The 7,280-nt window shown below is 72.0% G+C and carries 6 protein-coding genes and 1 pseudogene; 2 read left to right on the top strand and 5 right to left on the bottom strand.

Annotated features, from left to right (window positions below; translation table 11 throughout):
• Positions 1 to 167: 167 nt before the first annotated feature.
• The 3 genes from DLJ59_RS01275 to deoC are packed head-to-tail and all read right to left on the bottom strand — an operon-like array spanning position 168 to position 3,381.
• Entirely contained in the window at positions 168 to 992 is an 825-nt protein-coding gene (locus DLJ59_RS01275) for an aldehyde dehydrogenase family protein (RefSeq protein ID WP_124770692.1), read from the bottom strand.
• On the bottom strand, positions 985 to 2,415 hold the full coding sequence (locus tag DLJ59_RS01270) for an aldehyde dehydrogenase family protein (protein WP_124770691.1): 1,431 nt from the start codon (positions 2,413 to 2,415) through the stop codon (positions 985 to 987). Before DLJ59_RS01270 ends, DLJ59_RS01275 begins: the two co-directional genes overlap by 8 nt.
• Before the next feature lie 6 nt (positions 2,416 to 2,421).
• On the bottom strand, positions 2,422 to 3,381 hold the full coding sequence (deoC, locus tag DLJ59_RS01265; RefSeq protein WP_124770690.1) for a deoxyribose-phosphate aldolase: 960 nt from the start codon (positions 3,379 to 3,381) through the stop codon (positions 2,422 to 2,424).
• Positions 3,382 to 3,514: 133 nt separating this feature from the next.
• Here deoC and upp point away from each other — a divergent pair, with 133 nt between their 5' ends.
• Both upp and DLJ59_RS01255 read left to right on the top strand, forming a co-directional pair.
• The gene (gene upp / locus DLJ59_RS01260) at positions 3,515 to 4,147 is read left to right on the top strand and encodes a uracil phosphoribosyltransferase (RefSeq protein ID WP_124770689.1); all 633 of its coding nucleotides are present in this window, start codon (positions 3,515 to 3,517) and stop codon (positions 4,145 to 4,147) included.
• Between the two features lie 72 nt (positions 4,148 to 4,219).
• A complete protein-coding gene (locus DLJ59_RS01255) occupies positions 4,220 to 4,897 on the top strand; it encodes a GOLPH3/VPS74 family protein (RefSeq protein ID WP_124770688.1) in 678 nt (225 codons plus the stop codon).
• Between the two features lie 134 nt (positions 4,898 to 5,031).
• Here DLJ59_RS01255 and DLJ59_RS01250 read toward each other — a convergent pair whose 3' ends face one another.
• Both DLJ59_RS01250 and DLJ59_RS01245 read right to left on the bottom strand, forming a co-directional pair.
• Positions 5,032 to 6,699: a phospho-sugar mutase gene (locus DLJ59_RS01250; protein WP_124770687.1), complete on the bottom strand. Its 1,668-nt coding sequence runs from the start codon at positions 6,697 to 6,699 to the stop codon at positions 5,032 to 5,034.
• 48 nt (positions 6,700 to 6,747) lie between these two features.
• Positions 6,748 to 7,200, bottom strand: a pseudogene (locus tag DLJ59_RS01245) (PsbP-related protein); the annotation flags it as partial.
• Between the last annotated feature and the right edge of the window lie 80 nt (positions 7,201 to 7,280).

The following is a 7,280-nucleotide window of genomic DNA, read 5'->3' as shown; positions in this document are numbered from 1 at the left end:
GCCACCCCGCCGACCGCCAACCCAACCCAAGGCAGCACCCGCAAGCTGACCCACCCGACGGGCCAGGCCCGAGTCAGGTTTTCCGGGGGAGCCCGCTCACGCAGGGATCAAGCCTGACCGCCCGGAGTGGGCGGGCTCCCCCGGAAAACCCACAGGCCGAAAACTGATCACACCCCCTTGGGATGCCACACCGTCTTCGTCTCCAACAGCGCGGTCATCGGCGCCACCCCCGGGTCGGCGGTCCAGTCGGGGTCGGCCGGGGCCGGGCGGAGCACCCGCTTGAGGTTCTCCGCCGCCTTGACCTCCAGGTCAGTGGCGAGCGCCGCGTCGGTGACCCCGGTCAGGTCGATCGCGTTGACGTCCATGTGCGCCGCGAGCGTCGGCGCGGTCTCGGTGATCGCGCCGGTGAGGATGTTGACCACACCGCCGGGCAGGTCGGAGGTGGCCAGCACCTCGGCCAGCGTCACCGCAGCCAGCGGCTCGCTCGGGGAGGCGGCAACCACCACGGTGTTGCCGGTGACGATCGCCGGGGCGATCACGCTGACCAGGCCGAGCAGGGCCGGGCGCTCCGGGGCGACCACCGCGACCACGCCGGTCGGCTCGGGCGCGGAGATGTTGAAGTACGGGCCGGCGACCGGGTTGGCGCCGCCGTACACCTGGGCGAGCTTGTCGGCCCAGCCGGCGTACCAGACCCACCTGTCGACCGCGGCGTCCACCTCGTCGCCGGGGATGCCCAGGGCGACGAACTGCTCGCGGCGGCCCTCCAGCATCTCGGCGGCCCGGTAGAGGATCTGACCCCTGTTGTACGCGGTCGCGCCGGCCCAGCCCTTCACGGCGGCGCGGGCGGCGACCACCGCGTCCCGGGCGTCCTTGCGGGAGGCCAGTGACACATTCGAGGACTGCACGAGATACGACCGTCCCGACTCGCTGCGCGGGAACTTCCCGCCGATGAAGAGCTTGTACGTCTTGCGTACCGCGACCCGCTCAGACATTGAGGTAGCCCTCCAGCCCGTGCCGGCCGCCCTCGCGACCGTAGCCCGACTCCTTGTACCCACCGAACGGCGAGGTGGGGTCAAACTTGTTGAACGTGTTGGCCCAGACGACGCCGGCGCGCAGCCGGTCGGCCATCCACAGAATGCGCGAGCCCTTGTCGGTCCAGATCCCGGCCGACAACCCGTACGGCGTGTTGTTGGCCTTCTCCACGGCCTCGGCCGGGGTGCGGAAGGTGAGTACCGACAGCACCGGGCCGAAGATCTCCTCGCGGGCGATCCGGTGTGCCTGGGTGACGCCGGTGAAGATGGTCGGCGCGAACCAGAAGCCGCGGTCGGGCAGCTCGCACGGCGGCGACCAGCGTTCGGCGCCCTCGGCCGAACCGGCGTCGGACAGTTCGCGGATCCGCTCCAGCTGGGCAGCCGAGTTGATCGCGCCGACGTCGGTGTTCTTGTCCAGCGGGTCGCCGACCCGAAGCTGGGCCATCCGCCGCTTCAGCGACTCCAGCACCCGGTCGGCCACGTTCTCCTGGACCAGCAGTCGGGAGCCGGCGCAGCAGACATGCCCCTGGTTGAAGAAGATGCCGTTGACGATGCCCTCGACGGCCTGGTCGATCGGCGCGTCGTCGAAGACGATGTTGGCGGCCTTGCCGCCCAGTTCCAGGGTGAGCTTCTTGCGGGTGCCGGCGATCGACCGGGCGATGGCCCGGCCGACCTCGGTGGAGCCGGTGAAGGCGACCTTGTCCACGCCGGGGTGCTCGACCAGTGCGCGGCCGGTGTCGCCGGCGCCGGTGAGGATGTTGACCACACCGGCCGGCAGGTCGGCCTGCTGGCAGATCTCGGCGAACAGCAGCGCGGTCAGCGGGGTGGTCTCGGCGGGCTTGAGCACCACCGTGTTGCCGGCCGCGAGCGCCGGGGCGATCTTCCAGGCCAGCATGAGCAGCGGGAAGTTCCACGGGATGACCTGCGCGGCCACGCCGATCGGCTGCGGGTTGCCGCCGAAGCCGGCGTGCTCCAGCTTGTCGGCCCAGCCCGCGTAGTAGAAGAAGTGCGCGGCGACCAGCGGCAGGTCGACGTCGCGGCTCTCCCGGATCGGCTTGCCGTTGTCCAGCGACTCCAGGACGGCCAGCTCCCGGGAGCGCTCCTGGATCAGCCGGGCGATCCGGTACAGGTACTTCGCCCGGTCCCGGCCCGGCATCGGACCCCAGACCTTGTCGTACGCCTTCCGGGCGGCGCGCACCGCGCGCTCCACGTCCGGGGTGCCGGCCTCGGCGACCTCGGCCAGCACCTCCTCGGAGGCGGGGTTGATCGACTTGGAGCTGCCACCGTCGGCGGGGTCGACGAACTTACCGTCGATGAACAGCCCGTACGAGGGTTTGAGGTCCACCACCGAGCGGGACTCGGGGGCGGGGGCGTATTCGAACATCGGCTATCAGTCCAGGGTGAAGTAGTCGGGACCGGAGTAGGTGCCGGTCGTCAGCTTGGTGCGCTGCATCAGCAGGTCGTTGAGCAGGCTGGACGCGCCGAAGCGGAACCAGTCCGGGTCGAGCCAGTCCGGGCCGACGGTCTCGTTGACCATCACCAGGTACTTGATCGCGTCCTTGGTGGTCTTGATGCCGCCGGCGGGCTTCACGCCCACCTGCCGACCGGTCGCCTCGCGGAAGTCGCGGACCGCTTCCAGCATCACCAGGCTCACCGGCATCGTCGCCGCGATCGGGACCTTGCCGGTGGAGGTCTTGATGAAGTCGCCGCCGGCCAGCATGGCCAGCCAGGAGGCGCGGCGCACGTTGTCGTAGGTGGCGAGCTCGCCGGTCTCCAGGATCACCTTGAGGTGGGCGTCCCCGCAGGCTTCCTTGGTGGCCACGATCTCGTCGTAGACCTCCTTGTACCGCCCGGACAGAAACGCGCTCCGGTTGATCACCATGTCGATCTCGTCGGCGCCGGCCGCGACGGCGGCCCGGGTGTCCGCGAGTTTGATCTCCAGCGGCGCCTGGCCCGACGGGAACGCGGTCGCCACGCTGGCCAGGTGCACGGCGCTCCCGCGCAGCACCTCGGCCACGTACGGGACCATCGCGGGGTAGACGCAGACCGCGCCGACGTGCGGGCAGGACGGGTCGGCCGGGTCGGGGCGCAGCGCCTTCGCGGCGAGCGCACGCACCTTGCCCGGGGTGTCCGCCCCTTCCAGGGTGGTCAGGTCGACCATCCGGATCGCCAGGTCGATGGCCTGGGCCTTGGCGGTGGTCTTGATGGAGCGGGTGCCGAGCTGTGCCGCCCGCTGCTCCGCGCCGACCTGGTCCACGCCGGGCAGGCCGTGCAGGAAGGTCCGCAGAGCGGTCTCGGATCGTCCCAGCTCGGAGAGCTCCGACCGGGCCGACGTCGTTGTCGCCGTCATGCCGAGAAGTCTACGCACCGAACCGCCGAGTGATCTTGCTCACGTATGCTCGGTGACGCCCCGACGTGAGCGGCGTCCCTGGTCCGACCGCACCCGCACCGCCGCGCCCTACGGACCGGTAGGTTGAGCGATCGTGGACGTACACGTCATTGACCACCCGCTGGCCCAGTCCAGGTTGACCGCCATGCGGGACGCGCGCACCGATTCCTCGACGTTCCGGGCCGCGCTGCACGAACTGACCACCATGCTGGTGTACGAGGCGGCGCGCACCTTCCCCGTCGAGCGGTACCCGGTGCAGACGCCGGTCACCGGCGCCCAGGGCACCCGGCTGGCCAACCCGCCGCTGCTGGTCCCGGTGCTGCGCGCCGGCCTGGGCATGGCGGACGCCGCGCTCGGCCTGCTGCCGGAGTCCTCGATGGGTTTCGTGGGCCTGGCCCGCGACGAGGCGACCTACGAGCCGCGCGCGTACATGGAGTCGTTGCCGCGCGACCTGACCGGGCTGCCGGTCCTGGTGCTCGACCCGATGCTGGCCACCGGTGGCTCGCTGGAGCACTCCTGTCGGCTGCTGGCCGATCGTGGCTGCACCGACATCACAGTGCTCTGTGTGCTCGCCGCCCCGGTCGGCATCGAGCGGCTGGAACGCTCCGGTCTGCCGTTGCGCCTGGTCACGGCCTCGATCGACGAGGGGCTCAACGACCGCATGTTCATCGTCCCCGGGCTCGGCGACGCCGGTGACCGCCAGTTCGGTGGCATGCCCCGCTTCTGAGCGGAAACCCGGTCGGTGCCGGGTCCGGCGGGTCCGTGCACGGGGTGCGCGGACCCGCTACCGTCTCCGGCCATGACTGGTGTTGCGCTCGCCGAGGAGTTGCTGCTCCTCGCCTACGACGACACGACCGGCAAGGCGACCATGCCGCGGATCAGCCTGGACCTGGGCATGGCCGCCGCGGTGCTGGTCGAGCTGGCCCTGGCCGGCCGGATCGCGTACGCCGACGGGTCCCTGACGGTGATCGACCCGACGCCGACCGGCGAGCCGTTCAGTGACGACGTCCTCAGCCGGATCGCCGCCGACACGCCGCACACCCCGGCGTCCTGGGTGCAGCGTCTGCGGCACGGCCTGCGCGACCGGATCCTCGCCGACCTGTGCCGGCAGGGCGTCGTCCGGGACGTCGACGAGACCGAGTTGGGCTTCATCCACGTGCACCGTTACCCGGTCGTGGACTCCTCCGTCGAGGCGGAGACCCGGCAGCGGCTGGCCGACGCGTTGACCGGGGCGGCAGCCCCGGACGAGCGCACCGCCGCGCTGGCCACCCTGGTCGTGGTGCTCCGGATGGAGTCGGCGCTGGGCGTGGGTGCCGAGGAGGTCGCCACCGCTCGCCGGCGGCTGGAGGAGATCGCCACCGGCGCGGGTTTCTCCGGTCAAGTGAGCACCGACGACTCGGTGGTCCGCCCATCGGTCGGTCTGGTCGTCGCAGCCCTGGCCGTAGCCGTCGACGCGGCGCTCGGCAAGCGCGCCTGACCGTCGGACCCCACGCGCCCCCTGGCCATCCTTTGCTCTGCACCCGCGGGTGCACCACCGGGCGGTCCGCCGCACGGCGCATCCGCGGGTGCAGAGCAAAGGGAACGTGGCGGGCGGGTGGGGGCCCCGCGAGGTCAGAGGCCGAGGGCGGCGCTGACCTCGGCGCGCAGCTCGGCGATGGCCGACGCCGCCCGGCTGCGGGCCGTCCGGACGTCACCGTCCGCCACCGGTTCCACCACCTCCAGGTACGCCTTGAGCTTCGGCTCGGTCCCGGACGGGCGGATCACCACCCGGGCCACCGCGGTACGCAGGATCACCACGTCCGACTCGGGCAGCAGGTCCCGGACGCTGTCCACCGGCTGCCCGAGCAGGGTGGCCGGGGTGGCCGCCCGGATCCGGGCCATCGCGTCGGCGATGAGCCGCAGGTCGTCCACCCGGGCGGAGAGCTGGTCGGTGTGGTGCACGCCGAACTCGGCGGCCAGCTCGTCCAGCCGATCGGTCAACGTACGACCCTGCGTCTTCAGGCCGGCGGCCAACTCCGCCACGGTCAGCGCGGCGGTGATGCCGTCCTTGTCCCGGACGTGCTCCGGGGCCACGCAGTAGCCGAGCGCCTCCTCGTAGCCGAAGACCAGCGGCGCGCTCCCGCCACCGGCCCGCACGATCCACTTGAAGCCGGTCAGCGTCTCGTCGTAGGGCAGGCCCCGGGCCGCGCACATCGCGCGCAGCAGTGACGACGACACGATGGTGGTGGCGTAGAGCCCGGTCACCCCCCTGCGCATCAGGTGGTCGGCGAGCAGGACGCCCACCTCGTCGCCGCGCAGCATCCGCCAGCCGTCGCGGTCGTCCCGGACGACCACCGCGCAACGGTCGGCGTCCGGGTCGTTGGCGATGGCGAGGTCCGCGCCGGTGGAGTCGGCCAGGGCGATCAGCCGGTCCACCGCACCCGGCTCCTCCGGGTTGGGAAACGACACGGTGGGGAACGCCGGGTCCGGCTCGGCCTGGTCGGGCACCACCCCGGGGGTCGGGAAGCCAGCGCGGGCGAAGGCGGCGGTGAGCACCGCGGCACCCACCCCGTGCAGCGGGGTGTACGCCACCGTCAGGTCCCGTGGCCCGTCCGGGTCGATCACCGCGGTGGCCCGTTCGACGTACGAGGCGACCAGGTCATCGCCGAGCACCTGGCCGGGCTCCCCGAGCGGCACCTGGGCCAGCGGCCCGACCGCTCGGATGGCCGCCTCGATTCCGGCGTCGGCGGGTGGCACGATCTGCGCGCCGGCGCCCAACTCGCCGCCCAGCTCCGCGCCGAGGTAGACCTTGTAGCCGTTGTCCTGCGGCGGGTTGTGGCTGGCCGTGACCATCACGCCGGCGACTCCGCCGAGGTGACGCACGGCGTACGCCAGCACCGGGGTGGGCAGCGGGCGGGGCAGCAGCAGCGCCGGGCGGCCAGCGCCGGTGGCCACCTGAGCGGTGCGCTCGGCGAACTGCCGCGAGCCGTGCCGGGCGTCGTACCCGATCACCAGCGGGCCGGTGCCACCCTGGGCCGCGAGCCAGGTGACCAGGCCGGCAGCGGCCTGGGTGACCACGGCGAGGTTCATGCCGTTCGGGCCGGCGCGAAGCGGGCCGCGCAGGCCCGCCGTGCCGAAGGTCAGCGGGCCGGCGAACCGGTCGGCCAGTTCCGGGGCGCTCGCCGGCAGCCCGTCGAGCACCGCCGTCAGCTCGTCCCGGCTGGCCGGGTCGGGGTCGTCGGCCAGCCAGCGCCGGGCTTGCTCACGAATGTCGTCGATGTCAGTGGTGTCCGCCGCCATGCCCCTTGATAGCACGGCGACGGATCACCCCTGTGGGTTCCCTCCGGCTCAGCCGTTCCCGGTGAGCTGGAACGTCCGCACCATCTCCTCGAAGATCGGCTTGCTCTCGGCGAACTTGGCGTCCGTGGCGGTGAGGTAGAACGAGTACGCCTTGCCGTCCTGCGCCACGCCCCGCCAGATGCCGTGCCGCATCACGTCACCCTCACCGCAGGTGTACTCGAACTCGGCGGCCGGCTTGCTGGCCAGCTCGGTCTCGGTAGAGGAGGAGACCTGGTTGTATGGCTTGACGCAGGAGGTGCTCCTGGTCTTGAGGCCGTTCTCGGCCGTCTCCGCCCACCGGGCGGAGCTGCTGGACCACTTCTCGGTGATGATGCGGACCTTACGGCCGCTGTCCTCCGGGTCGATGTAGTCGGTGTACGAGCCGCCGGTGGCCTTCTTCCAGCCCTTCGGCACCATGACCTGGATCCCGCGGGCCGTGTGTTCCTCCATCTCGACGGTGGGGGCCACCGGGGGTCAGCTCGTCACCACGGTCAAGGGCTGGCCGCGCAAGATGCAGCTCGCCGCGGCCGGCGGGTTGGTCG

It is taken from the genome of Micromonospora inaquosa, from assembly GCF_003857055.1.
Classification (GTDB): Bacteria; Actinomycetota; Actinomycetes; order Mycobacteriales; family Micromonosporaceae; genus Micromonospora; species Micromonospora inaquosa.
Note: the sequence above shows the minus strand (reverse complement) of the source record. Positions and strands in the feature narration are given on the sequence as shown.